12 protein-coding genes, 1 tRNA gene and 3 pseudogenes are annotated in these 24,155 nt (G+C 66.9%); 11 read left to right on the top strand and 5 right to left on the bottom strand.

Going from position 1 to position 24,155, the window contains the following annotated elements; translation table 11 throughout:
• The first annotated feature begins 560 nt into the window (after window positions 1–560).
• Complete coding sequence (locus ABC271_RS11950; RefSeq protein ID WP_412925071.1) at window positions 561–7,334, top strand: PA14 domain-containing protein; 6,774 nt, start codon at window positions 561–563, stop codon at window positions 7,332–7,334.
• An 857-nt stretch (window positions 7,335–8,191) separates the two neighbouring features.
• Here ABC271_RS11950 and ABC271_RS11945 read toward each other — a convergent pair.
• Both ABC271_RS11945 and ABC271_RS11940 read right to left on the bottom strand, forming a co-directional pair.
• A complete protein-coding gene (locus ABC271_RS11945) occupies window positions 8,192–8,872 on the bottom strand; it encodes a GntR family transcriptional regulator (protein ID WP_412925070.1) in 681 nt (226 codons plus the stop codon).
• On the bottom strand, window positions 8,869–9,393 hold the full coding sequence (locus ABC271_RS11940; RefSeq protein WP_412925069.1) for a VOC family protein: 525 nt from the start codon (window positions 9,391–9,393) through the stop codon (window positions 8,869–8,871). Before ABC271_RS11940 ends, ABC271_RS11945 begins: the two co-directional genes overlap by 4 nt.
• A gap of 149 nt (window positions 9,394–9,542) precedes the next feature.
• On the opposite strand from ABC271_RS11940, the gene ABC271_RS11935 reads away from it, so the two are divergent.
• From ABC271_RS11935 to ABC271_RS11925, 3 genes are all read left to right on the top strand, one after another.
• On the top strand, window positions 9,543–11,732 hold the full coding sequence (locus ABC271_RS11935; protein WP_412925068.1) for an alpha-ketoacid dehydrogenase subunit alpha/beta: 2,190 nt from the start codon (window positions 9,543–9,545) through the stop codon (window positions 11,730–11,732).
• Window positions 11,732–13,135 (top strand): dihydrolipoamide acetyltransferase family protein, encoded by a 1,404-nt coding sequence (locus ABC271_RS11930; protein WP_412925067.1) that lies wholly within the window; start codon window positions 11,732–11,734, stop codon window positions 13,133–13,135. The genes ABC271_RS11935 and ABC271_RS11930 overlap by 1 nt, the downstream gene beginning before the upstream one ends.
• 100 nt (window positions 13,136–13,235) lie before the next feature.
• A complete protein-coding gene (locus ABC271_RS11925; protein ID WP_412925066.1) occupies window positions 13,236–13,877 on the top strand; it encodes an NAD(P)-dependent oxidoreductase in 642 nt (213 codons plus the stop codon).
• Between the two features lie 54 nt (window positions 13,878–13,931).
• Here ABC271_RS11925 and ABC271_RS11920 read toward each other — a convergent pair whose 3' ends face one another.
• The gene (locus tag ABC271_RS11920; RefSeq protein ID WP_412925065.1) at window positions 13,932–15,254 is read right to left on the bottom strand and encodes a DUF4032 domain-containing protein; all 1,323 of its coding nucleotides are present in this window, start codon (window positions 15,252–15,254) and stop codon (window positions 13,932–13,934) included.
• 72 nt (window positions 15,255–15,326) lie between these two features.
• Complete coding sequence (locus ABC271_RS11915) at window positions 15,327–16,430, bottom strand: ABC transporter ATP-binding protein (RefSeq protein WP_412925064.1); 1,104 nt, start codon at window positions 16,428–16,430, stop codon at window positions 15,327–15,329.
• A 213-nt stretch (window positions 16,431–16,643) separates the two neighbouring features.
• Between ABC271_RS11915 and ABC271_RS11910 the strand changes: the two genes are divergently transcribed.
• The 4 genes and pseudogenes from ABC271_RS11910 to ABC271_RS11895 all read left to right on the top strand — a co-directional run.
• On the top strand, window positions 16,644–17,603 hold the full coding sequence (locus tag ABC271_RS11910; protein ID WP_412925063.1) for a DsbA family protein: 960 nt from the start codon (window positions 16,644–16,646) through the stop codon (window positions 17,601–17,603).
• A 108-nt stretch (window positions 17,604–17,711) separates the two neighbouring features.
• Window positions 17,712–19,154, top strand: coding sequence for a right-handed parallel beta-helix repeat-containing protein (locus ABC271_RS11905; protein ID WP_412925062.1), 1,443 nt, complete (start codon window positions 17,712–17,714; stop codon window positions 19,152–19,154).
• Window positions 19,155–19,291: 137 nt separating this feature from the next.
• A tRNA-Thr gene (locus ABC271_RS11900) sits at window positions 19,292–19,364 on the top strand.
• Window positions 19,365–19,394: 30 nt separating this feature from the next.
• Window positions 19,395–19,574: pseudogene (locus ABC271_RS11895) on the top strand (IS5/IS1182 family transposase); the annotation flags it as partial.
• A 1,619-nt stretch (window positions 19,575–21,193) separates the two neighbouring features.
• Here ABC271_RS11895 and ABC271_RS11890 read toward each other — a convergent pair.
• Window positions 21,194–23,101: an alpha-amylase family protein gene (locus ABC271_RS11890; protein ID WP_412926154.1), complete on the bottom strand. Its 1,908-nt coding sequence runs from the start codon at window positions 23,099–23,101 to the stop codon at window positions 21,194–21,196.
• An 82-nt stretch (window positions 23,102–23,183) separates the two neighbouring features.
• On the opposite strand from ABC271_RS11890, the pseudogene ABC271_RS11885 reads away from it, so the two are divergent.
• From ABC271_RS11885 to ABC271_RS11875, 3 genes and pseudogenes are all read left to right on the top strand, one after another.
• A pseudogene (locus ABC271_RS11885) lies at window positions 23,184–23,384 on the top strand (DMT family transporter); the annotation flags it as partial.
• 79 nt (window positions 23,385–23,463) lie between these two features.
• Window positions 23,464–23,580: pseudogene (locus ABC271_RS11880) on the top strand (DMT family transporter); the annotation flags it as partial.
• Window positions 23,581–23,695: 115 nt separating this feature from the next.
• A complete protein-coding gene (locus ABC271_RS11875; protein WP_412925061.1) occupies window positions 23,696–24,130 on the top strand; it encodes a DMT family transporter in 435 nt (144 codons plus the stop codon).
• Window positions 24,131–24,155 lie beyond the last annotated feature (25 nt).

Genomic DNA, 24,155 nt, shown 5'->3' with positions numbered 1-24,155 from the left:
GCAAGGCGACTGAAAGCCGAGGCCGCGTGAGCTCGACTGCCGATTTGCTTCGGTCTCGTATCAAGGATCTGTCCGTTGGAGTTGTGCTCTGGTCCGGTAATCATCCTCCGGGCCGGCGGCACAATTCCCGAGGGCGTGCCCACATCGTGCCCACATGCTGAACGGATCGGGCGCGAACGAGAGGGATCGCGAGCAGTAGGGCGGTGACTAGACCCGCGGATTTCCGCGGCTCAACGACCGAGACGGCTCGAAAAGGAACGGAAGTCGTCGGGTTTAAATCCCACCGTCACCCCAAGTGAGACAACGTTCGGACAACTGAAGCGCCTGTCATGTTCGGACGCTCGCCGGGGAGGATTCAGGTGATTGTCGAGTCGTCATTCGGAGGCTCAGGCGCCCAGAGGCAGGCGAGCCGGTTGGACAACGTTGTGTTCGGCGCTGAACTTTCATTTCGAGTCCCAATTGCGTCACTTTCCTGAAATGTTCCTGTGTGTATGATCAGCGCAGCCTGGATGACCCAGGCGACGCCGCGGTCGGAAGCGGCGGGCTCTAGGGGGTTTCGGGTGCTCAACGGCGCGCGCGTGTGGTTGGTCTCTGTCATCGCAATTGCAGCGATGGTGGTGGGGGTTGGGGTTCCTGCTGAAGCTGCCGGTTTCGCTGTCCCAGCATCCGCAGAGCAGGCGGATGCCGACCCGACGCTTTCCGCAGAGGATGCCCCCGCTCTGCCCTCTGAACCGGTGGAGTCCGTCGCTCCTGAGGTGCCGGCGGGGGATCTGAGTGGTGATGTGCCGCCGCCGCTCACGGAGCCTGCGACGCCGGAGCCCCTGGACCCCTCGACTGCCCCGACGGGCGAGCCAAGTGATATTGACGCGGATATCGACATTGCGAACCTTGAGGTGGTGTCTCGGACCGAGACGACGACGACGTATGAGACGGAGTCGGGTCACACGGTCAAGCGCCTGTCCGTGGATCCTCTCAACGCTCGGGGTGAGGATGGGAAGTGGACGGAGATCCGCACCGATCTGGAAGGCACCGGTCATGGGTGGGAGGTTCCTGACCACCCATTGAACCCGGAGTTCTCGGATGACGCGTCGGCCGCGGATGCCGTGGTCATGCGTCGCGAGGGGTATGACGTTGCGTTTTCTCTGCGCGGCGCGCAGGACGGGGATATTGAGGCGCCGTTTTGGCCGTGGGACCGCAAGGACGAACTCACCTATAAGGACGTCACGCCGGGCGTGGACGTGAAGTACGAGGTTCAGGAGACGGGTGTCAAGGAGACGCTTGTCCTTGACGCTGTTCCTGCTGCTCGCACCTGGGTGTGGAGCCTCACGCCGGATGGGCTCGCTCCTCGTCTGACGGAGGCGGGCGCACTCGAGCTGGTGGATGCCAGTGGACAGGTTGTCATGGGGGTGCCCACTCCGTTTGCGTGGGATTCCTCGGGGGAAGAGGGCGTGCGGTCGGCGGCGTTTGCCGAGCTGCACCCGCGGCTGTGGCGCGTGTCTGACACCGAGTGGCGGTACTCGGTCACCGTCGATCGGGACTGGATCCAAAGCCCCGACCGGGTTTTCCCGGTGATGATCGATCCGACCTGGAACCCGACCGTGGTCGGACGTGACGCGTACAAGTCAGACGGCTACCACCTGTCCGGGGGTCTGCACGTGGGGAATACTCGCGAGGATTACACCGATCGTTACTGGCGGTCGATCCTTAGCTATAACTACGGGAACATCCCGGGGAAGTTCATCGGGGCCAGCCAGATGACGATCGGGTACGTCGACTACGACACGGAACCCGAATACGGTCGAGTCTCTCACGCCAACTGCTATGGCTATGCGTGCGTCGGTGATGATCGGGCGGAGTACACCCTCGGGACAGGGGCGGTGCAAACCACCGAGGACGGAATCGCATGGCAACTCGTCCAAAGTTTCGCGGCCAATGACATGCCTGCGTGGATGATTCGCGGCGACGAATCCCCTGGCTGGTACACGCACAAGAAGATCAACGCCGATCTGTGGATCACCTACTGGGATTACCCCACCATCGCCCACGGCTCTCCGTCCGCGGATGCGACCGGTCTGTCGCTCCAGCCAACCTTGACGGCAACCACCACCAACGACGGCGGCCAGTTTCAGCGGCTCTGGTTTGAGGTCGCTACCGACCCGGGAATGACTAACCTCGTTGCCAGTACCGGGTGGATGGGTGACACGCGGGCATGGACCGTTCCCGAGAACGTCCTCCGGCCCGGCACCCCGTACTACTGGCGTGCGTCGGTTTACGACTCTGCTGATTTGCATCTTGGCCAGTCGACGTTCCGTCAGACGGGTGTCCGAAAGTTCACCACGAACAACGTGCCGCTCCCTGACCCGAGCACGGCCACCCCTGGGGCGTCGCCGACAGAGGCCGTTCCCGCCGTCACCACCCTCACCCCCACGCTTCAGATTGATAATGTCGCGGACACCGATTCGACTGGTGGGTCGATGTCGTACGAGTTCAAGCTCGCGACCGGTCAGGATGCAAAGTCCGGCGCCGTCGTCACGTCGGGATGGATCAGCCCCGGGGTCGACGGCAAGGCGAAGTGGACCGTCCCCGCCGGTGCCCTCCAGGACGGTGGGGTGTATAGCTGGACGGTCTCCTCTCGGGACGGGCAGGACACCAACCGGTTCAACACCTGGGTCAAACGCTTCCGCACCGACCTCCGGCTGGGAGCATCCGGCCCCTCGCCGTTCGACACCGCCGGCCCCGTCACCACGAACCTCGCAAACGGCAACGCAACCGTCTCCTTTGCCTCACCCACCGTGGACGCGCTGGGTGGGCCGATGGGGATGTCGTTCACCTACAACTCGCAGGAAGTCCCGGCCGCGAACCGCGGGTTGATCGGTGAGTACTTTGACGCGCGTGTGAACGGTGGCGCCCCGAGCAGCTATGACCTCACCGACAAGGTCCCGGTACTGGTGCGTACCGATCCGGGTGTGTCCTTCGATTGGGGACTCGGCTCTCCCGCTGACGCGGTTCCCGCGGACTACTTCATGGCCCGATGGACCGGCTACGTCACGCTTCCCGCGGCGTATGTGGGCCAGCAGGTGCAGTTCGGGGTGCAAGAGGACGATGGTGCCCGCCTGTGGGTCAATGGCGAGAAGCTCGTCGACAACTGGGTTCTCGGCGGGGTCACTACCTGGGGACCCGCCCGGACCTTCGGCGGAACTGCCATGCCGATCCGGTACGAGGTCTTCGAGAACGAGGTGCTCGCTGCAGCACGGCTGCTGGTGAGGGTCGGGGGCAACGAGTTCGTGGTGCCGCCGGATTGGTTCACCAAGAAGGTGCAGACCCTCCCGCAAGGGTGGGGCGCGTCGGTCCCGATCGCGGGAGCGAGCTCCAACTGGGTGTCCGCGCAGATCACGGACTCCTCGATCATCCTCACCGACGTCTCCGGCCGCGTCCACACCTACCTGAAGATCTCCGGCGGCGGGTATCAGGCTCCGTCAGGGGAGTACGGGGTGGCCAGCCTCGACGGGAACGGGCTCGTCGTCTTCACTGACGAGGATGGCACCGTCTACCAATTCACCAAAGAAGGTCGCGTCGCCTCCGCCACCCCGCCCGAGGACGTCCGCAAAGCCGCCGCACCCCAGACAATCCTGAACGCCAACGGTGTCGCCACGCAGATCGTGGACCCGGTATCGAAGAGCGGCAGCACGTACCTGCGGCAGATCTCCTTCACTTACCAGGACGGCGGGCAAACGGCTTGCCCGACACAGTCCGGCACTGGGTACGCGCCGGCACCGGTGGACATGCTGTGCAAGATCGCGTACCCCGACGGGTCGACCACGCAGTTGTTCTACAACACCGCCGGCCAGCTCGCGCTCATCGTTGACCCGGGGAACGAGCGCACCATGTTCGGTTACCAATCCACCGGGTTGCTCAACCAGATCCGCGACTCCACCGCGAACGACAGCATCCCCGTGACCACCGCAGCAAGCAACGACCCCGCGGCCACCCGGATCACTTACACGGCCGGGAAGATCACCAACGTGACACTCCCCGCCCCGGATGGGGTCACGCAGAGTGCCCGCCCGGCGCGGACCTACGCGTACGAGGCTGGTCGCACCTCTATAACTGCGGCTGGCCTCGCCAACGCCGTCGAGTGGGCGGAATATGACAGTGCGTGGCGGCAAACCGCCCGCGTGAGCGCGATGGGTGTGCGCACCGCCCAAACCTGGGACCCCGCGAAAGACCTCGTCCTCTCCTCCACCGACTCCACAGGACTCGTCTCCACCCGCATCTACGACACGGTCGACCGGGTGATCGAAACCTACGCAGCCGCACCCGCGGCATGCTTCGGTGCTGACCGGCTACCGGTAGCCAACCCCGTCAGCGTCTCGGGCTGTGGAATCGCGCCAGCCAAGAGCTCCACCGGGTACGACGACGGACTCAACGGCCTCCAGGCCGCGTACTACACCAACACGGAGAAGCTCTCTGGCAAGCCCGCCGCCTACAGTCTCGGCATCGCAGGTGTCGCTGGCGGCGCTGTCGACAAAGACTGGGGTGACACCGCACCCACCAGCGGGGTCAGCACCGACCACTGGTCACTGCGCTTGACCGGGCTGATCACCTTCCCTCAGGCCGGAACCTACACGCTTCGCACCACCAGTGACGACGGCGCCCGCGTGTGGCTCAACGACGTCCTCATCGTCAACCGGTGGTTCTCCCAGGGGGCAACCGACGAAACCAGCGTGCCGTTCACCGTGGCGGCGGGAGAGGTCCGTCGCATCCGGATCGAGTACTTCGACGACACCTCTCTCTCGGTCCTGCAATTCAAATGGGCCACTCCCTGGGACGGGAACTTCACCATCGTCCCCGGTGCGCAGCTCCGACCTGACTATGGTCTCGTCACCCGCACACAAGTCGACGACGCCACCACCGTGAGCGGCGCCGCCGCCCCGAGCACTTCAACCGCCACGGCCTACCAAAACCCAGTCACCGGGCAGGCAACCGAATCCACTGTCGACCCGGGCGGAGTCAACCTGAAGACAGCCTCCGGCTACGAACAGCTCAACGGCGCCGGGTGGCTGCGCCAGCTTCGCCGCTCCCTCCCCGCCGCCTCAGCGGTCGGCGCGACGGACGCGAACAGCACCACGCGGACCTACTACAGCGACACCGGTTCCTGGAGTACGGCCAACTGCGGCGTCCCTGCTGGTACACCCCAGTTCGGGAAGCTGAAATCCGTCACCGGCCCCACGCCGGCGTCCGGAACCGCAATCACCACGAACTACTACTACGACGTGATGGGGCGCCTCGCAGGGACCAAGGTCGACGGTGATACCGCCTGGTCCTGCACCACCTATGACGCCCGCGGTCGCATCACCAAACAAGTGACCGCCGGACCGACCGGCGTGGCAACCACAACGGTCAACACCACCTACACCGCCACCGCGACCGGAACCACCGTCACTGTCACCGGCCCCACTATCGCCGGATCGAGCAACTCCACGATCACCACCAAGACGGATCTTCTCGGTCGCACGACCTCGTATACGGACGTCTGGGGCACCGTCACCACGCCCACATATGAAGCACTCACAGGCCGGGTGCTGAAAACCACAACAACCGGGACCGGCATCCCCAGCACGGACACCGAATACCAATACGACCTCGACGGGAAGGTCACGCAGGTCAAGAACGCCGGGCAGGTTTATGCGACACCTACTTACGATGCGCTACAACGACTCAGCCAAGTCGCGTACCTCGGTGGGGCTAGCCTCGCCGTGACGTGGGATGCCAAGCGCGGGACCGTGCAGAAGAACACCTGGACCTTCCCCAGCTCATCAGCCATCACGGACACCGTCACCCGCTCCGTTGCGGGCCGCATCGTGCAGGAAAAGATCGCACAAGGGACAGCGACCTACACCTCCACCTACGGGTACGACAGTGCGGGTCGACTGGTCAACGCGAAGATCCCTGGCCACAACCTGACCTACCAGTTCACATCCAGCGGCGGCTGCGGCCCCAATACCGCCGCCGGCGCATCCGGCAACCGGACAGGCTACATCGACGCGTACACGGCACCGGGAACGAGCACTACCGTCACCACCACAACGCAGTATTGCTACGACTGGGCCGACCGGCTCCTGTCCAGCACGGTCAGCGGCGCACCTGCGGGCGCAACAACCGTGGCGGACGGACTCGCCGCCAGCGACGTTGCATACGATTCGCGTGGCAATACCAGCCGACTCGCGGACATGACGTTCACATACAACGCGGCCGACGCTCACATCGGGACGACGTACGCGGATGGTACGACGGTGGCGATCGTACGAGACGCCAGCGGCCGTATCGTATCCCGTACGACTGATCCCGCCGGCTCGACCCCGTCGTCGACGGTTCGGTATGTGTACTCGGGCGACGGCGATACGCTGTGGGCAGCGATACCAGCCTCGGGTGCACCGATCCGCACGCTTTCCCTCCCTGGGGGTGTGACTGTCGACATGCCGGGTAGCGGGGCTGCAACCTGGTCTTATCCATCGCTGCAGGGACACACCCTGACCACCAGTGACGGGAGCGTCTCAAGTGGAGTCCGGCTCTATGACCCCTACGGTCAGCCGCTCGCGCCCGGGAACCTGGCAATCGGTACCGTCGCTGCGGATGACTCCGGCTCCGTCAACGAAACCACTGGATGGCACGACGCTGCGCAAAAGCTGACTGAATCCGTCGGATCAACCCTCATGGTCGAGATGGGCGCCCGTCTGTATGTGCCTGCTCTGGGTCGTTTCCTGCAGGTCGATCCAGTCGAAGGCGGTGTCGACAACGACTATGTCTGGCCGACTGATCCAGTGGGAAAGAACGATCTCACGGGAACTGAGTGGGACTGGGGACTTACTCTTGACATCGCGCTCACAGTCGTTTCCGTCGCGCTCCTCTTCGTGCCGGCCGGTGCGATCGTGTCGGGCGTTGTGTTCGCGGCACGAGCTGCGTCCGTCGCAACGAAGGTCTATCGGACCGCGATGATCGTCGAGCGAGGCGGAGCCGCAGCACAAGCCGCGTTGAAGAGCGGCGTGACCGCGAACGGTCTAGCGGGTCGACTGGGCTCGTATATCGGAGGTCGTGCTTACGTCGGACGGGGGGCCATCCGTGAAGTCGCCGACAACGGAAAGGGCTGGAAATGGACGAGCACCGACGGGCGGCGCCAATGGCGAAGCCCTCAGCTGAAGCAGCAGAAGGAGAGCATGGGGGGCGGGTGGCGTGTCACGTCCAACACTGCTTACTCTAAGACTGGAAATCTGGCACGAAGCAGTACAGACGTTAAAAATCTTCACATCTATCACGGCCGGGGTCTATTGTTTTGAGCGATTTCGATCTGGTCGATGTAGGCATGTGTCACTCGGGCCCGTACGTGGGGTCATGGGTGATTGGGCCCACCGAAACCATTATCCAGTCGGCAATTGACCTGGCAGCGCACGAGTCCGACGAGGAGCTCTACAGCTGGGCCTGGGAGTTTCAGCCACTGGAGGCCGAGTATGGTCTGCCGCCTGCCCTTTCTCGTAAGGAGGCCCTCGCTCGCGTGCGCGAGTGGAATGTGGAGTGGGTGGACAGGGGGCTAGCTGAGCTAGCTCGCGCTATGTTGTTCGACGATAATGGTTACCATCGGAGGCGGAGGTTGTTTGGCTTGATTCGCACTACGGTGCTTGAGCCCATTTATGAAGCCCGCGTCGTGTCTTACCCTCACCCCCTTAAGCTGCAGTCGGTGAGATCAGTGGTCACATTTAAGCAACAGGCGGAGGCCCTTTTTCCGCCGTTGCGGGAATGCGCTCCGGATCGATGGTCACGCGCGGCTGCCGACCTACTTCGAGGCGACTTTGTCGAGGTGTCACGGCGAGGCTGGTTCGCCGTCGATTGGGACTCCCACGCCCGGGGTGGAGATCGTGACGAGTCCCGTCGTGTCGCAATCACCAATCTTGGCGTTGACCCAGTAACGAGGGCCAAACAGCTCGAGGAGACGGAGACTTGTGTGGGATTCGTGCCGCGCGGCGTATCAGTCGTTAATGACCCGGAGCCCGTCTCGGCATGGGATTGGTTGCGGGATCTTCAGAGATGGTCGGCCGAACATGGTTGATCATCATCGGGGGCGGTCGATGTGACAGGACTCGGTGCGCACCGATCGTCCTAGCAGCCGCGCTCCAGACGGAAGTGTTCCAACGCTCCCTCAGCGTGCTCCGCTCTCGCCGAAGATCTCGGGATGCCGCTCCAACTCGATGCGCGTGCGCCGGATGTGCCGCTCGAGAACGTGAGCGGCCTCCTCGGCGTCTCCGCGCCGCAGGGCCGCGACGAGGAGCCGGTGGTCGAGGTGCGCCGTGCCGTCGTGGCGCTCGTGCGCCGCGGTGACGAAAGCGCGCCGGTAGTGGTGTGTCCGGTTCCACAGCCCCACGACCGTGTCGCCGAGCATCACGGTGCGCGCCGGCGCGTAGGTGGCGAAGTGGAACTCCCGGTCGTGGCGCAGGAAGTCCTCGGCATCCGCGTGCTCCATGCGCGTGGCGAGGGCGTCAAGCGCGTCGAGATCGTCCGCGGAGAGCAGGGGAGCGCTCATCCCGAGCAGCACCGGTTCGATGCGCTCGCGCACGAGGTACAGCTCCTCGCACTCGGCGAGGGTCAGGCGCGACACCCACGCGCCGGAGTTGGCGACGAGCGTCACGAGTCCCTCGGCCTCCAGCATGCGCAGCGCCTCGCGCACCGGGAGGCGGCTCGTGGTGTGCCGCGCCGCGAGGTCCTCCTGTCGGATCCGGGTCCCGGGCGGATGGATGCCGCGGAGGATCTCGTCGCGGAGCGTGTCGGCGATCCCCGAACCGGCGCGCCCGTGGTCGCGCGCCGCGGGGAGCAGCCCGGTCATTCGGCGGGCCTCGCGGGATGCCACAGGAGGGTCTCGGCGTCGCGCTCGTAGGCCTTCCCATCGGGGAAGCTCACGAGTTCGAACTGCATGCCCCACGGGGCGCGGAAGTAGATCCACCGCTGGCCGGCCGACGCGGCGCCGCTCACCACCGGCTCGCCCATGACGTCGACGCCGTGCGCGCGGAGGTGGGAGACAGCGGCATCCAGGTCGTCAACGTACAGGGCGAGGTGGTGGCCGCCGATGTCGCTGTTGCGCGGGGGAGGGGCCTGACCGTCGGCGGCGTCGTACGCGAAGACCTCGAGGTTCGTGCCGTTGCCCAGGCGGTAGAACCGGATCTCGCGGATGCGGGTTCTCGGGTGGACCCCGAGCTGTCGTGTCATCCAGTCGCCCTCGCCGCTGCGGCCGGGCAGGGTATACACCGGCACCGCGCCCAAGACGTCGACCAGGAAGGTCTCGGCCTCGTCGAGGTCGGGAACGGTGAAGCCGATGTGGTCGCTGCCCCGCAGTCCCGGAAGTCCCATGTCGCATCCTCCATTGGATCCATTGACGCCGATGAGGGCGCCTCTCGACAGTATCTCGCGGCGAATGCGCCTTGTATTGGAGACAATCCAATCGTACAGTGTGAGCGAACGACCTGTATAGGCAGACGCAACGACGCGTGAGGAGCGACATGGCCAAGCGGAAACGACTGAACACCGGCGTGGAGTGGGTGCAGTTGGAGACGACCGCCGCCGACTGGAAAGCGGCCGACCCCGAACTGCTCGGGACGATGCTCGGTCAGCTGCACCTGATCCGGGCCTTCGAAGAGGCGGTGCTCGACCTCGCGGGCGCCGGTCTCGTGCACGGCCCCGCGCACTCCAGCATCGGTCAGGAGGGCGGCGCGGTCGGCTCGATCGTGTCCCTTCGACCCGCGGATGCCGTCAACGGCTCGCACCGCGGACACCACCAGTTCCTCGCCAAGACGCTCGCCCACGTTTCTGGCGGTGCGCTCGACCCGACCGCTCTCGTGACGCCGGACGTGCAGACGCTGCTCGACCGCACGCTCGCCGAGATCCTCGGCCTGGCATCGGGCTTTTCGGGCGGCCGGGGCGGTTCGATGCACCTGCAGTGGCTGGAGGCCGGTGCGCTCGGCACCAACGCCATCGTGGGCGGCGGCGCGCCGCTCGCCACCGGTCACGCGTGGGCTCAGAAGCACGCCGGCACGTCCGACGTCTCGATCAACTACTTCGGTGACGGGTCCAGCCAGATCGGATCGGTCCTGGAGTCGATGAACCTCGCCTCGACGTGGAAACTCCCCGTGGCGTTCTTCATCGAGAACAACCTCTACGCCGTCTCGACCCGCGCGGACGAGGCGAGCGCCGACACGCGCTTCTCCGTACGCGGCCAGGGGTTCTCCATCCCCGCGTGGCGCGTCGACGGCATGGACCCCCTCGCGGTGCACCTCGCGATGGGCGAGGCCCTCGACCGCATGCGGGCGGGGGAAGGGCCGGCCATCGTCGAAGCCGAGGTGTACCGGTTCTTCCACCAGAACGGCCCTTACCCGGGGAGCGCGTTCGGCTACCGGACCAAGGATGAGGAGGGGCAGTGGCGCGCGCGCGATCCGCTCGAGCGGATGGCATCCGAGATGCGCCGACTCGGTCTCCTCGACGACGCCGAGGCCCAGGCCGTGCGCGAGCAGGCCGTCGCGGCCGTGGCGCAGTCAGTCGCGGCCGTCGTCGAGGCCGACCCCGAGCGTCCCGGCCGACGCCGCATCCGCCCGGAGCTGTGGCCCGACCCTGCCGTCGTCGACACCGGCATCCGGGGGGATGCCTCCGAGCTCGACGCCCTTACGGCGGCCGAGCCGACGGACTGGACCGGACCGTGGCGCGACGTGAAGTTCGTCGACGCGGTCGCGCAGACCATGGACCGCCGCATGGAGACGGACCCGCGCATCATCGTGCTCGGCGAGGACGTCCACCGGCTCGGCGGCGGCACGAACGGGGCGACGAAGGGCCTCGCCGAGAAGTACGGACCCGACCGCGTCATCGGCACCCCGATCAGCGAGAACGGGTTCTTCGGTGCGGCCGGCGGCATCGCGATGGACGGTCGGTTCCGTCCCGTCGTGGAGTTCATGTACCCCGACTTCATGTGGGTGGCCGCCGACCAGGTGTTTAACCAGGTCGGCAAGGCCCGGCACATGTTCGGCGACAACAACACCGTGCCGCTCGTCCTACGCACCAAGATCGCGATGGGCTCGGGCTACGGCTCGCAGCATCTGATGGACCCCGCCGGCATCTTCGCGACGCAGGCGGGATGGCGCATCGTCGCCGCGTCGACCGCCGCCGACTACGTCGGGCTCATGAACGCCGCGCTCGCGCTGGAAGATCCGGTGCTCGTCATCGAGCACGTCGACCTCTACGGCACCCCCGACCGGGTGCCCGACACCGACCTCGACTACGTCATCCCTCCCGGGAGCGCCGCGGTGCGTCGCGAGGGCAACGACGTGACGGTGCTGACCTACCTGTCGATGGTCGGGCACACCCTCGAAGCCGTCGAGCAGACCGGAACGGATGCCGAGGTCATCGACCTCCGGTGGCTCGATCGCGCCTCGCTGGACTGGGAGACCGTCGGCGAGAGCATCCGCAAGACCAACGCCGTCCTCATCGTCGAGCAGGGTGCGCGCGGACCGTCGTACGGCGCGTGGCTCGCCGACGAGATCCAGCGGCGGTTCTTCGACTGGCTCGACCAGCCGGTCGAACGCGTCACGGGCGGTGAGGCGAGCCCGAGCATCTCGAAGGTGCTGGAGCGGGCCGCGATCGCCCGCACGGAAGAGGTCGTCGCCGGTCTCGAGCGCGTGCGTGCGGCGGGAGGGATCCGCTGATGGCCATCGTCGTCCGCATGCCCGAGATCGCCACGGGCGCCGCCGAAGCGGCCATCCAGAGCTGGCTCGTCGAGGTCGGCAGCCCCGTGCGCGCCGGGCAGGCGATCGTGGAGATCGAGACCGAGAAGGCGGTCGTCGAGTACGAGGCCGAGCGTGCTGGCATCCTCGCCGGCATCCTCCTGCCCGCCGGTGACGCCGCCGCCGTGGGCGTCCCGATCGCGGTCCTCGCCGAGGAGGGGGAGAGCGTGGATGCCGCGCTCGTCGCCGCCGGTGGAGCACCCGCCCCCGCGACCGCGGCGCCGTCGGATGCCGAGGTGGCCGCCGCGCCCGAGGAGGCCGCGGAGGCTCCCGCCGCGCCGGCGTCCACCCCCGCCGCGCCGGCGTCCACCCCCGCCGCGCCGGCGTCCACCCCCGCCGCGCCGACGTCCCCGCCCGCGGCGCCTTCGCCCGCGACCCCGGCGCCCGCGACCCCGGCGCCCGCCGAACCGCCGGCGCAGGCCGACTCCGTCCCCGGCGAGGAGCGGCGACTCTTCGCCTCGCCCCTCGTCCGGCGCCTGGCCGCGGAACGCGGGATCGACCTCGCCGACGTGCCGGGCTCGGGTCCGCGCGGTCGGATCGTGCGGCGCGACCTGGATGCCTGGACCCCGGCGCCGACGGAGCGGCATCCGGATCCCGAGCCCTCCGTCGCAGAGCCGCAAGCCGTGCCGACCTCGCTCGGCGCGGAGTTTGAGGACGTGCCGCACACCGGCATGCGCCGGGCGATCGCGCGGCGGCTCACCGAATCCAAGGCCACGGTGCCGCACTTCTACCTTCAGGCCGATTGCCGCGTCGATGCGCTGCTCGCTCTGCGCGCGCAGATCAACGAGGGACGCGAGCACCGCATCTCCGTCAACGACCTGGTCGTGAAGGCGGTCGCCGGCGCGATGCGCGACGTCCCCGAGGCCAACGCGATCTGGACCCCGGATGCCACGCGTCGGTTCACCGCGGCGGACATCGCCGTCGCGGTCTCGGTTCCGGGCGGTCTGCTCACCCCGGTGGTGCGGGGGGCCGACCGGCTCTCGATCGGTGAGCTCGCAGCAACCGTTCGCGACCTCGCCGGGCGGGCGCGCGAGGGCCGTCTGAAGCAGAACGAACTCGAGGGCGGCTCGTTCGCGGTCTCGAACCTGGGCATGTACGGCACGACGTCGTTCTCCGCGATCATCAACCCGCCGCACGCCGGCATCCTCGCCGTCGGCGCCGCGACGCGGCGTCCGGTGGTGGAGCAGGACGGATCGCTCGCGGCCGCGACGGTGATGTCGGTGACCCTCTCCGCCGACCACCGGGTGCTCGACGGTGCACTGGCGGCCCAGTGGTTGGCCGCGTTCGTGGCCCGGATCGAGAATCCTCTGCAGATCCTGCTGTGAATTGCGTCGGTTCCGGGCGTTCGCGTTTCGCGACGCTCCCGGAACCGGCACGCTGGGAGAACACGTCCGTGAGATCGCGGACCGGAGGAGAGGAACAGCCGTGACCCGCATCGCCGTCATCGGAGGAACCGGCTACGCCGGTAGCCACATCGTCACCGAGGCCGTCCGCCGCGGCCACACCGTCGTCTCGGTCGCCCGGTCGGTTTCGGCCGAGCGCGTCGAGGGAGCGACCTACATCGAGGGGACCGTCCTCGACGTTCCCGGCCTCATCGCCGAACTCGAGGGCGTCGACGTCGTGGTCTCGGCCGTCGCTCCCCGGGGCGACATGCTGGGCAAGCTCCGCCCGGCGATCGCCCAGCTGAACTCCGTTCTTCCCGAGGACGTGCGTCTGGGCGTGATCGGCGGCGCCGGGGGAACCCTGGTCGCCGAGGGCGGCCCGCGCCTCATCGACACCGAGGGCTTCACCGACGAGTACAAGCCCGAGGCGTCCGAGGCGATCGGCATCCTGGAAGACCTCGAGGCGGATTCCTCCGACCGTGACTGGTTCTACATCCACCCCGCCGGCGGGTTCGGCGTGTGGGCCCCGGGTGAGCGGACCGGGACCTACCGCGATGGCGGGCACGTGCTCGTCGTGGATGCCAACGGCGACTCGTTCATCTCCGGTGCCGACTTCGCTGTCGCGGTGCTCGATGAGATCGAGAACCCGAAGCACTCGCGCGACCACTTCGCCGTCGGGTACTGACACCGCGAACGACGACGGCGCCGTCCCTTCCGGGGCGGCGCCGTCGTCGTTCGGTCAGACCAGGTCGCGCCAGTCGATGACGTCCGTGTCCGTCGTCGGGACTTCGCCCGTCTCCGGTGCCGTGGCGTCCGAGATCGTGGCGAGCGACATCGTGTCGGTCGGAGGTCCCATGACGGTGGCCTCGTCGCGGCGGTGGCTGAGCACCTCGTCGATGTAGGAGGTCACGACTTCGGCCAGCGGCACCGACCGGCCTCGGGCCTGCGACATGTACCACCGGTGTTCGAGGACCTGGTGGAAGACCTCCGCCGGTTCGAGCTTCGCGCGCAGGTCGAAGGGGATCGCCATGACGATCGGCTCGAAGACGCGGGTCAGCCACTCGTGCGCGACCATCTCCTCGTCGGCGCCCAAGCGCGACACCCGCGCGCGGAACTCGTCGAGGTCGTTGAGGAGTCGCCGGGCCTGGTTCTCCTCGACGTCGAGGCCGGTCAGGCGCAACAGCCGTCGCTGGTGGTGGCCGGCGTCGACCACCTTCGGTTGGATGGAGACACGGGTGCCGTCGCTCGCCGTCTTGATCGACATCTCCCCGATGTCGAAGCCGAGGGCGTTCAGGCGGTGCACGCGTTCGGTGATCCGCCACGATTCGTCGACGGCGAAGGTCTCCTTGTCGGTGAGGGCGCCCCACAGCGAGTGGTACGACGCGACGAGCCCGTCGGCGATGGCGACGGCATCCACCCCGCCCTCGAGGCGACCTCCGGCCTCGAGGTCCATGATCTCGCCGGCGATGTTGGTGCGAGCGACGTCCAGGTCGTGGGCGCGCTGACCGTTGGTGAGGCGATTGCCGTGCAGCTCTCCGGTCTCGGCATCCACGAGGTAGGCGGCGAACTCCCCGGCGTCGCGGCGGAAGAGCGTGTTCGACAGCGAGACGTCACCCCAGAAGAAGCCGACGTTGTGAAGGCGGACGAGGAGGACGGCGAGGGCATCGACGAGACGCGTCGCCGTGTGGGGGCGCAGGACCTGGGTGAACAGCGCGCGGTAGGGCAGGGAGAAGCGCAGGTGCGAGGTGACGAGGGCGGCGGGGAGGGGCCGGCCCGAGGCATCCGTCCGCCCGGCGATCACGGCGACCCGCTCGACGCACGGCGCGTCCAGACGGTGGAGGTTGCCCAGCATGTCGTACTCGCGGCGGGCCATCTCCTCGGTCGTCTCCTTGATGGCGACGACGCGGCCGGACAGCGTCGCGAAGCGCACGAGGTGACGCGAGATGCCCTTGGGGAGGGCGACGATGTGCGAACTCGGCCAGTCGGCGAGGCCCGTCGACCACGGCAACTGCAGGAGTCCGGGGTCGACGGTGCTGGCGGTGATGCTGAGGGATTCGGCCACGGTTCCTCCGGGGAAAACGGGTGCGGCGCGGGGAGTCGTGAAAGACTCCCCGCGCCGCGACGGTGCGTGAGATCAGGCGGAGGCGATGGCCTTGTCGGTCAGACGGTCGCCCGACTCGAGGTCGAAGACGTGCACGTGACCGGGGACCGGCGCCAGCACGACCGTCTCGCCCGCGTTGGGGTGACGGCGGCCGTCGACGCGCGCGACGATGTCGGTGCGCTTGCCGTTGATGTCCGTGTGGCCGTACAGGTAGCCGTCGGCACCGAGCTCTTCGACCAGGTCGACGACGACCGACAGGCCGCGGCCGTCGGCCGGGGCGACCTGGATGTCCTCGGGGCGGACACCGATGGTGACCTCGCCGCCGTGGGCCTTGCCGATGACGTCGGCCTCGACGGGGACGATCAGGTCGCCGAAGCGCACGCCGCCCTCGGCCAGGTCGACCGGGAAGAGGTTCATCGCGGGCGAACCGATGAAGCCGGCGACGAAGACGTTCTTCGGCTTCTCGTACAGGTCGCGCGGGGTGCCGACCTGCTGGAGCAGGCCGTCCTTGAGTACGGCGATGCGGTCGCCCATCGTGAGCGCCTCGGTCTGGTCGTGCGTGACGTAGACCGTGGTGACGCCCAGGCGGCGCTGCAGCGACGCGATCTGGGTGCGGGTCTGGACACGGAGCTTGGCGTCGAGGTTCGACAGCGGCTCGTCCATGAGGAACACCTGGGGCTGACGCACGATCGCGCGGCCCATGGCGACGCGCTGACGCTGACCACCCGAGAGGGCCTTCGGCTTACGCGTGAGGTACTCCTCGAGGTCGAGGAGCTTGGCGGCCTCGAGGACGCGAGCGGCGCGCTCCTCCTTGCCGACGCCGGCGATCTTCAGGGCGAAGCCCATGTTCTCGGCGACGGTCATGTGGGGGTAGAGCGCGTAGTTCTGGAAGACCATCGCGATGTCGCGGTCCTTCGGCGGGACGTCGGTGACGTCGCGGTCGCCGATCAGGATGCGGCCGGAGTTGACCTCTTCGAGGCCGGCGAGCATGCGCAGCGACGTGGACTTACCGCAACCGGAGGGGCCGACCAGAACCAGGAACTCGCCGTCGGCGACCTCGAGGTTGAGCTTGTCGACCGCGGGGCGAGTGCCTCCGGGGTACAGACGAGTTGCGTTGTCAAAGGTGACGGACGCCATTTCTTCTTCTCCTTCACCGGCAGGTACGTGCCGGACGATCCGTAGTGAATGGAATGAACGGGGGCGACCCCGAGCGCGCGCGACAGTGAGCGCAGGGTCAGTATGGCATGTGTCTGGGCATTTCTCAGCCAGGCTTACTACCATCGGTCCTCGTTCGCCTACCCGTGCGTTCCCGTGATCGTCAGCGGATCCTGTCCGCGCCCGAGAGGTCCCATGTCCAACGACCAGACGCCGAATCTGCCCGCCGAGAACGCCCGCCGTGAGGCGGTTCGTGAGAAGGCGCAGCAGGTCAAGGCGCGTCAGACGCGGGCCCGGATCGTTCGCCGGTCGCTCGTGACGATCGGTGCCGTTGCGGTCGTCGCGGTCGGTGCCGCGGGTGTCACCTACGCGTTGTCGTCGCAGGACGGCCGGTCGCAGGCCCTCCCGGATGCCGCGTCCAACGATGGCTTCATCGTCACCGCGGCAACGGGCATCGCCGACCCGAAGGCGGATCAAACCGTTGACGGCAATGCGTCCGCGATGGCGGCCGAGGCGACTCCCACGGAGACGCCGACCCCCGCGCCCACGACGACCGCCGCTCCCGTCGACATCCGCGTCTACGTCGACTATCTCTCGACCGAGGCGCGGGAGTTCCAGCTCGCCAACGCCGAGCAGCTCTCGAAGTGGGTGTCTCAGGATGCCGCCTCCCTGACGTACTACCCGGTGGCGATGCTCACCTCGAAGTCGAACGGCACGAAGTACAGCCTGCGCGCCGCGAATGCAGCCGCGTGCGTCGCGACGCACGCATCCGACAAGTTCTTCGCCTTCAACCACGAACTCCTCGTCAACCAGCCCGCCGTGGATTCCGACGGCTACAGCGACGAGAAGCTCGCCGACATGGCGCAGGGCACGGGCGTGAGCGACCCCGACACGGTGCGCGACTGCATCGAGGACGAGACGTTCACGTCGTGGGCGAAGGCCGCCACCGACCGCGCGATCAAGGGCCTCCCCGACACGAAGGGTCAGGCGCTCACCGCGACTCCGACCGTGCTCGTGAACGGCACCCCCTACGTCGGCCGCATGGATGACCCGAAGGAGTTCGCGCAGTTCGTGCTCACGGTCGACAGCAACGCCTACTACTCGACGGCGACGCCGACCCCGAGCGCAACGCCCTCGGCGACGCCCGCGGGCTGAGGCGTTCGGGGCGTCGCCCCGGGTTCGACATCGGTATAGCCAGCTGCTCGGCGCCTGATGCGATGGGGGGGTGTTCTCCGTCGGTGGCCTTGACGCTAGGGTCGCCGCATGGGGGAGAGTAAGACTCGTCGACTTCGTACGCGGATCGGGCTGGGGGCGGCGGCTGTCGTTGCCATGTTGTTGGGCATGCCAATGCCGAGCATCGCGTCGACCACTTCATCGCCCAGCCTGACGATCGAGGTCACCGCCGGCCCGACCGACGCGAACTTCGTTGACCGGTCAGGTCCGACGATTTCGTGGTCCACAGTGGAGGATGCGACGGCGTATCAGATCTATCGCAAGCGGGGGACCGGACCGGAGCAGCCGCTAGCACGCGTCTTGGCGCCGCTGAACGACAAGAAGGACGTCGGGCTCGACTTCGGGGCAACCTATTCGTATCGGGTGGAGGCTCGCAACGGCGCGACTGTGCTGGGCACCTCGCCGTGGGTCGGCTATCAACAAGCGTTCCTGCAACCGCAGCGCGCGACATACGAAAAGTGCCCCGACACGGCCGTCGTCGTGACGACGTCCGACGCGGCAAACTCCGCAATTGCTGCCGCGGCACCCGGGACGGCGGTCCGCCTGGCAGACGGTGATTTCGACGAACCACTCAACATCAGCAACAGGCACGGAACCGCCGACGACCCCATCTTGATCTGTGGTTCTCGCAACGCGACCGTCAACGTCTTCCCCACAGGCACCGTCATGGCAGGTAAGGTGGGTGTCCTGGTCGAAGATTCGTCATTCATCACGTTGTACGGGTTCACGGTTCGCAACGCTCAAAAGGGCGTCCAGGTGAAGAGCAGCGGACACGTGGTGGTCGCCAGTCTCCGTGTGCAACATACCGCTCAAGGGGGAATCTACGTCGCCCGAGACTCCGCAGACACGATCGTCTCGGGCAACTACATCAGCGACACCGGCAATGACAGCGACATCCCCGTCGGCAATGGGCCGGTGTGGCACCAGGACGGCCGTTATGGCGAGGGCATCTACATTGGGAACTCTCGGGCGAACGACAGCTGCGAGGATGCGGGTTGCGAACCCGATCGAACCACCCGGACGGTGGTTGCGTGGAATGTCATCACCGATACGACGGCCGAAAGTATCGAAGCCAAGGAAGATACGACCGACGGTCTCATCTTCAACAATCAGACGACGATCACGCCGCCCGTGTGGAGTGACGTTCGCGCGTCCATCCAGGTCAAGGGCGACGGGTATCTCGTTCAGAAGAACACGATTGCCTCCGCCCTTGATGGTGGTCTCCGCTTCGTGCAGCAGAATGTTTACGACAAGGACGGCAACCGGATCGAGCCACCGCTGGTTCCGCACGGTCGAAATAACGCAGTCGCGTCCAACACCTTCGACATGAACGGTTCTGCCCCGATATACGCCGTTGTCACGGGGGACTATTCAAATCGCGTTCTTTGCTCGAATACGCGGGTTCAACCGTCGGTTCCCCTCGTTGTCTCCAAGCCCACCACACCACGGGCGTGCGAGGGACCGGGTTCCTAGCTCCGGGTCATGGGTGGGGAACGCGGCGTGGGTCTTCCTGTGGGCGCTCCGAGACCTGGTATCGATGTCCCGATCGCCATCCTCGCCGGGCTAGGCGTTCGGGGCCTCGCCCCGCGCGTCGGTAGACTGGGCACCTCGCCGGCTTGGCGCAATTGGTAGCGCACCGTACTTGTAATACGGGGGTTGCAGGTTCAAGTCCTGTAGCCGGCACGATAAATAGCCAGGTCAGACGTGTATTTCTGGGCACACTTAGTGGGCTCCACGATCACCCGCGTACTAGCACGCAACGAACACGACGCGCCACAGGGGGCTGGGTCGAGTCGCATCAATCTGCGGTGAGAGCCCCTTGAGCACGGTATCGGCCGCTCCCGTGGCAGCTCGTCGACCAAGGTCCATCAGCTCGTGAAAGGCAACGGGCTGGCCCCTCGTCACGTTGCCATCGCGTCCGGCACCGCTAACCTCACCAACTGCGGTGTCGGCGAATAGACATCAGTCCGTGCGCTTCGACGTGGCTTCAGGGCGCGAGCCCCGCACTGTGAAGGTAAGTGAGCACCTCTGCGGTAGTCGCCCTCACTATCGCGGGAAGCGGGTTGTTGAGAACGGGATCGAGTTGCGCTGACGCGGGATCGCCTAAAGTGAAGGCTTGCCACCCAAGGGCGCCAAGCTCCGCAAACTGTCGGTAATCAGTTGACTCGTCAGGGTCGACGTGAGCTCCTCCGCCCCTGTTCGCGAGCGCCAGTACTGCGCTCTGGCGAGTGATCGTAAATCCTTGATATACGTCGCACGGTTCGACCCACCACGCGGCAAAGGGGGCTGTCCTGCTGCTCACCGTCGTGATCGCTTCGAGATGACTTCCACCGACCGCGTACAAATGGAAAGCATCCACAATGGCGTCTTCCCTCGGCACGGTTTCATTGACACATGGGAAGGCCTGACTCGGGAGATCGACTAGCAATCTGAGCAGTGGCGGCGCCTCCTTTCCCTTATAGCGTCCAGTGTGAAGGAGGACGCGGAGCGTGGTGGCTAGGCGCTTCGCCTCCGCGACTCTGCCTCGATCGAACGCCTCAGCCGACGTTGTCAGAAAATTGCACTGTTCCCGAACATGACGTTGAAGCTCCTCCTGGGGCAGACGAGTCAGGCTCGCGTCCACCCTTATGTCGACGGTTCTCCCTTGAAGGCCCGTAAACGTAGACGAGACCTGATCTCCTGACGGGCGCGTAGAGGTTGCCTCGAGAGAAGTTGTGGCGACCATAGAAAACTTGTTAAGGATTTCTCCATTGGCCTTGACTTCGAACGTGTAACGGCCGGGTTCAGGTAGGACCGCTTGGCGAAAGTCGATACAGTGAGGGCTATTGGCCGGGCCATAAGCGTTTGCCGCCAGGACAAGCTCGCTCGTGTGCCCGAAAAGCGCACCCGCGTCGTCGTAACACGTGACTTCGATGTGAAATTGACTCGGCTCGCTTGCCGCAATCTCCGTATAAAACATGACAGCGAAGTAGGCGTTCAGTGGTGCCGGGTAAGTGGGCGAGACACGAAGGGAGAGCCCTCCATTGCGTGTGTCGAGACCTCCATCGTGGACCCTGGCTTCCTCGCACAGGTATGCCGCAACAAGCGAAATCATGGTCAAAGAATATGCACGTTCCGACGACTTCTATAGCGCAACGGTTCACCCCGATTCACACGTCCGTCAACGTCACGGCACGACGGCTGCTGATCGCGATTCTTCGCGAGACGAGCTCGAACGGGGGGGGGGGGGGGGGGGGGGGTATGCGCGTTTTAGTTCGTAATGGCGGCGGTCTCTAGGATTCGGAGCATGGACTTCGAATGCCCCAACTGCGGCCACAAGATCACGCGTGATGAGGACCTGGCAGAATCAGCCGCCCTGGGCGCATGGGTCTGCCCGAGCTGCGGCTACGAGCCCGATATGACGGGGCCGCTCGTGCCTGACATCGGATCGCACTAGAACTCGCTCACCACTCGAGGGGCCCGGGGGGCACGAGTCCGGCCCTTCGGCTTCGATCAGGACGTGGGGGCGTGTGTCAGCGCAGCCCCACCCGCAGCCACAGCACCCCGTGCGCGGCCACGGTGAGCCCGCCGGCAACCGACACGGGTGCGTCGGCGACGAGGTCGATGGCATCCGGGTCCAGCCCCGACAGGGTCAGCGCGTCGATCTCGACCGCGTGGTCGGCGACGTTCGCGAGCACCAGGACCGCCGCACCCGAATCGCCGGGGCGCAGGAACGCCACCACCGAGTCCACGTGCGCGTCGAAGGCGATGAGGTCGTTTCCGCCGAGCTCGGGTGTCGACCGGCGGACGTCGATGAGCCGCGTGAGCCGGGCGAAGACGCGGCCCGCCGGGGTCGTGGCATCCGTGCGGTCGGCGTAGTTCGGCTCGGGTCGGTGCGGGCGGTGCACCCACCGGCTGTCGCCGGCCTCCGCGCGATCGCGGCGGTAGGAGTAGTCGTTGAGCTGGGCGACCTCGTCACCGAGGTAGAGCAGGGGGATACCGCCCGTCGAGAGGGCGAGCGCGTGCGCCAGCACGACACGGTCCTCGCCGCCGGCGTCTCCCGCCTCGATGCCGGCGAGCGAGGCGGTCGTCCCGGCGATGCGCGCGTCGCCGGTGCGCGGGTTCTCCTGGAACGGCACGCCGCGCGAGAACGAGCCTTCCACGCGTCCGACGTAGAAGTCGTTGAGGAACCGCCGGTGGGGATACCCCTGGATGCCGAGCTCGGCGGCGTCCTCGTCGGCGAACGTCCACCCGATGTCGTCGTGGCTGCGGACGTAGTTGACCCACGCGGTGCCCTCGGGCAGGGCGTGCCGGCGTTCGAGCGCCTGCTGCAGAAGCCGACCGTCGCGGGTGGCGAGGGCCTCCCACGTGAGCGCCATCTGCAGCGGGTTGTAAGAGAGCTGGCATTCCTCGGGAGAGATGTACGACACCACCTCGTCGGGGTGCACGATCGCCTCCGACTTGAACAGCAGGCTGGGTGCTGCCATCCGCAGCACCGCGTTGAACGCCTGCAGCAGAAGGTGCGCCTCCGGCAGCGACTCGCACGTCGTCCCCAGTTGCTTCCAGATGAAGGCCACGGCATCCATCCGCAGGATCTCCACCCCCTGGTTCGCGAGGAACAGCATTTCGCCGGCCATCGCCTCGAACACCGCGGGGTTGGCGTAGTTCAGGTCCCACTGGAAGTGGTAGAACGTCGCCCAGATCCACCGGCCGTCAGGCAGCTGCACGAAGGAGCCGGGGTGGTCGTCGGGGAAGATCTCCCGCGTCGTCTGCTCGTACGCGTCGGGCATCTCGCGGTCCGGGTAGATGAGGTAGAAGTCCTCGTACCCCGCGTCGCCTGCCACCGCCTTCCGGGCCCACTCGTGCTCGTTGCTCGTGTGGTTGAAGATGAAGTCCACCACGAGCGAGATGCCCGCGTGGCGGAGCTCCGTCGCGAGGTCGGCGAGCTCCTCCATCGTGCCGAGTGCCGGGTTCACCCGGCGGTAGCTCGAGACCGCGTAGCCCCCGTCACTGTTTCCCGCGGGGCTCTCGAACAGCGGCATCAGGTGCAGGTAGGTCAGCCCCAGCTCCCGGAAGTAAGGGATGGAGTCCCGGATGCCGCTCAATCCGCCGGCATATCGGTCGACGTAGCAGACACCCCCGAGCATCCGTTCGCTCTCGAACCAGTCCGGATCACTGCCCCGCTCGCGATCCACGGCCTTCAGCTCCTCGGATCGCTCGAGCCACGACCGCCGTGCGAGGTCGACGACGGATGCCAGGCGCTCCACGCCATCGGACCGGTCGCCGTAGAGACGGCGGAAGAGGCCGTGCAGCCGGGGGAGGTGCAGCTCGACGCCCGCCAGGAACTCGCGGTCAGCCCGCGCGGCGGTCAGCTGGGAAAGGATGCCGGAGACGTCGTCGGGACCGGAGCTGAGTTGAGGCACGCGGAAAGCCTCGCGCATCCGGGCCCCCGGGTCCACATCGGCCACGGACACGTACGATCGACGACGGCCCTCGACGGAGCGGCGCGGAGGAAGAGGAACCATGTCTCAACGACGATCGCCGGGGATCGCCGTCTTCGGCGCCGTGCTGATCGGCTCGCTCACGGCTCTGCAAGCCCGGGTCAACGGCTCGCTCGGTGAAGAGGTCGGCGACGGAGTGCTCGCCGGCGGCATCTCGTTCGGGTCGGGCCTGGTCATCATGCTGGTACTCGCCGCGGTCCTCCCCGCGGGCCGCGCCGGCGTCCGACGCCTCGCTGCGGCCATCCGCGATCGGTCGGTCCCCGCGTGGATGCTCGTGGGGGGGCGCGGCCGGCGCGTTCACGGTGGCCAGCCAAGGACTCGCCGTCGCCACCATCGGCGTCGCCCTGTTCACGGTGGGTTTCGTCGCGGGGCAGACCACCGGGGGACTCCTCCTCGACCGGTTCGGTCACGGTCCGGCGGGCGTGGTGCCGGTCACCGTACCCCGCATCGCCGGGGCTCTGCTCGCCCTCGCGGGGGTGGGCGTTTCCCTGACGGGGGACCCGGCTCGGTGGCATCCCGGTCTGGATGCTCGTGATGCCCGTCATCGCCGGAGCGGGCGTCGCCTGGCAGCAGGGCACCAACGGACGCCTGCGCCTGCGGACCCAGAGCCCCCTCGCCGCGACGCTGGTCAACTTCGCCGGCGGTACAGCGGTGCTGATCGTCGCGTCGCTCGTGCACATCGCGGTGGTCGGTGCCCCGCGAGACCTGCCCACCGACCCGTCGCTGTACCTCGGCGGCGCGCTCGGCGTGGTCTACATCTTCCTGTCATCGGTGATCGTTCAGCGCACCGGTGTGCTCGTGCTCGGGTTGGGGTCCGTCGTCGGTCTGCTGACCACGTCGGTTTTCCTGGACGCACTCTGGCCCGCGCCGGCGGCGCCGCCGATTCCCGTTGCCGTGCTGGCCGCTTCCGTGGCCATCGCGGGCGTCGTCGTCGCCGCGGTGCCGTGGGGTCGTCTCCGCCGAGGCTGAGTCCCACGACGAAGCGCCGCCGCGG

Origin of the sequence: Microbacterium canaveralium (assembly GCF_047238045.1) — a bacterium.
Lineage (GTDB): Bacteria > Actinomycetota > Actinomycetes > Actinomycetales > Microbacteriaceae > Microbacterium.
This window is presented reverse-complemented; position numbering and strand designations above follow the sequence as displayed.

Bases quoted from the DNA above. Each gene is read 5' to 3' on its own strand.
- ABC271_RS11945 (WP_412925070.1), bottom strand. From the start codon at position 8,872: ATGACCGGGCTGCTCCCCGCGGCGCGCGACCACGGGCGCGCCGGTTCG.
- ABC271_RS11940 (WP_412925069.1), bottom strand. From the start codon at position 9,393: ATGGGACTTCCGGGACTGCGGGGCAGCGACCACATCGGCTTCACCGTT.
- ABC271_RS11935 (WP_412925068.1), top strand. From the start codon at position 9,543: ATGGCCAAGCGGAAACGACTGAACACCGGCGTGGAGTGGGTGCAGTTG.
- ABC271_RS11930 (WP_412925067.1), top strand. From the start codon at position 11,732: ATGGCCATCGTCGTCCGCATGCCCGAGATCGCCACGGGCGCCGCCGAA.
- ABC271_RS11915 (WP_412925064.1), bottom strand. From the start codon at position 16,430: ATGGCGTCCGTCACCTTTGACAACGCAACTCGTCTGTACCCCGGAGGC.
- ABC271_RS11910 (WP_412925063.1), top strand. From the start codon at position 16,644: ATGTCCAACGACCAGACGCCGAATCTGCCCGCCGAGAACGCCCGCCGT.
- ABC271_RS11905 (WP_412925062.1), top strand. From the start codon at position 17,712: ATGGGGGAGAGTAAGACTCGTCGACTTCGTACGCGGATCGGGCTGGGG.
- ABC271_RS11890 (WP_412926154.1), bottom strand. From the start codon at position 23,101: ATGCGCGAGGCTTTCCGCGTGCCTCAACTCAGCTCCGGTCCCGACGAC.
- ABC271_RS11875 (WP_412925061.1), top strand. From the start codon at position 23,696: ATGCCCGTCATCGCCGGAGCGGGCGTCGCCTGGCAGCAGGGCACCAAC.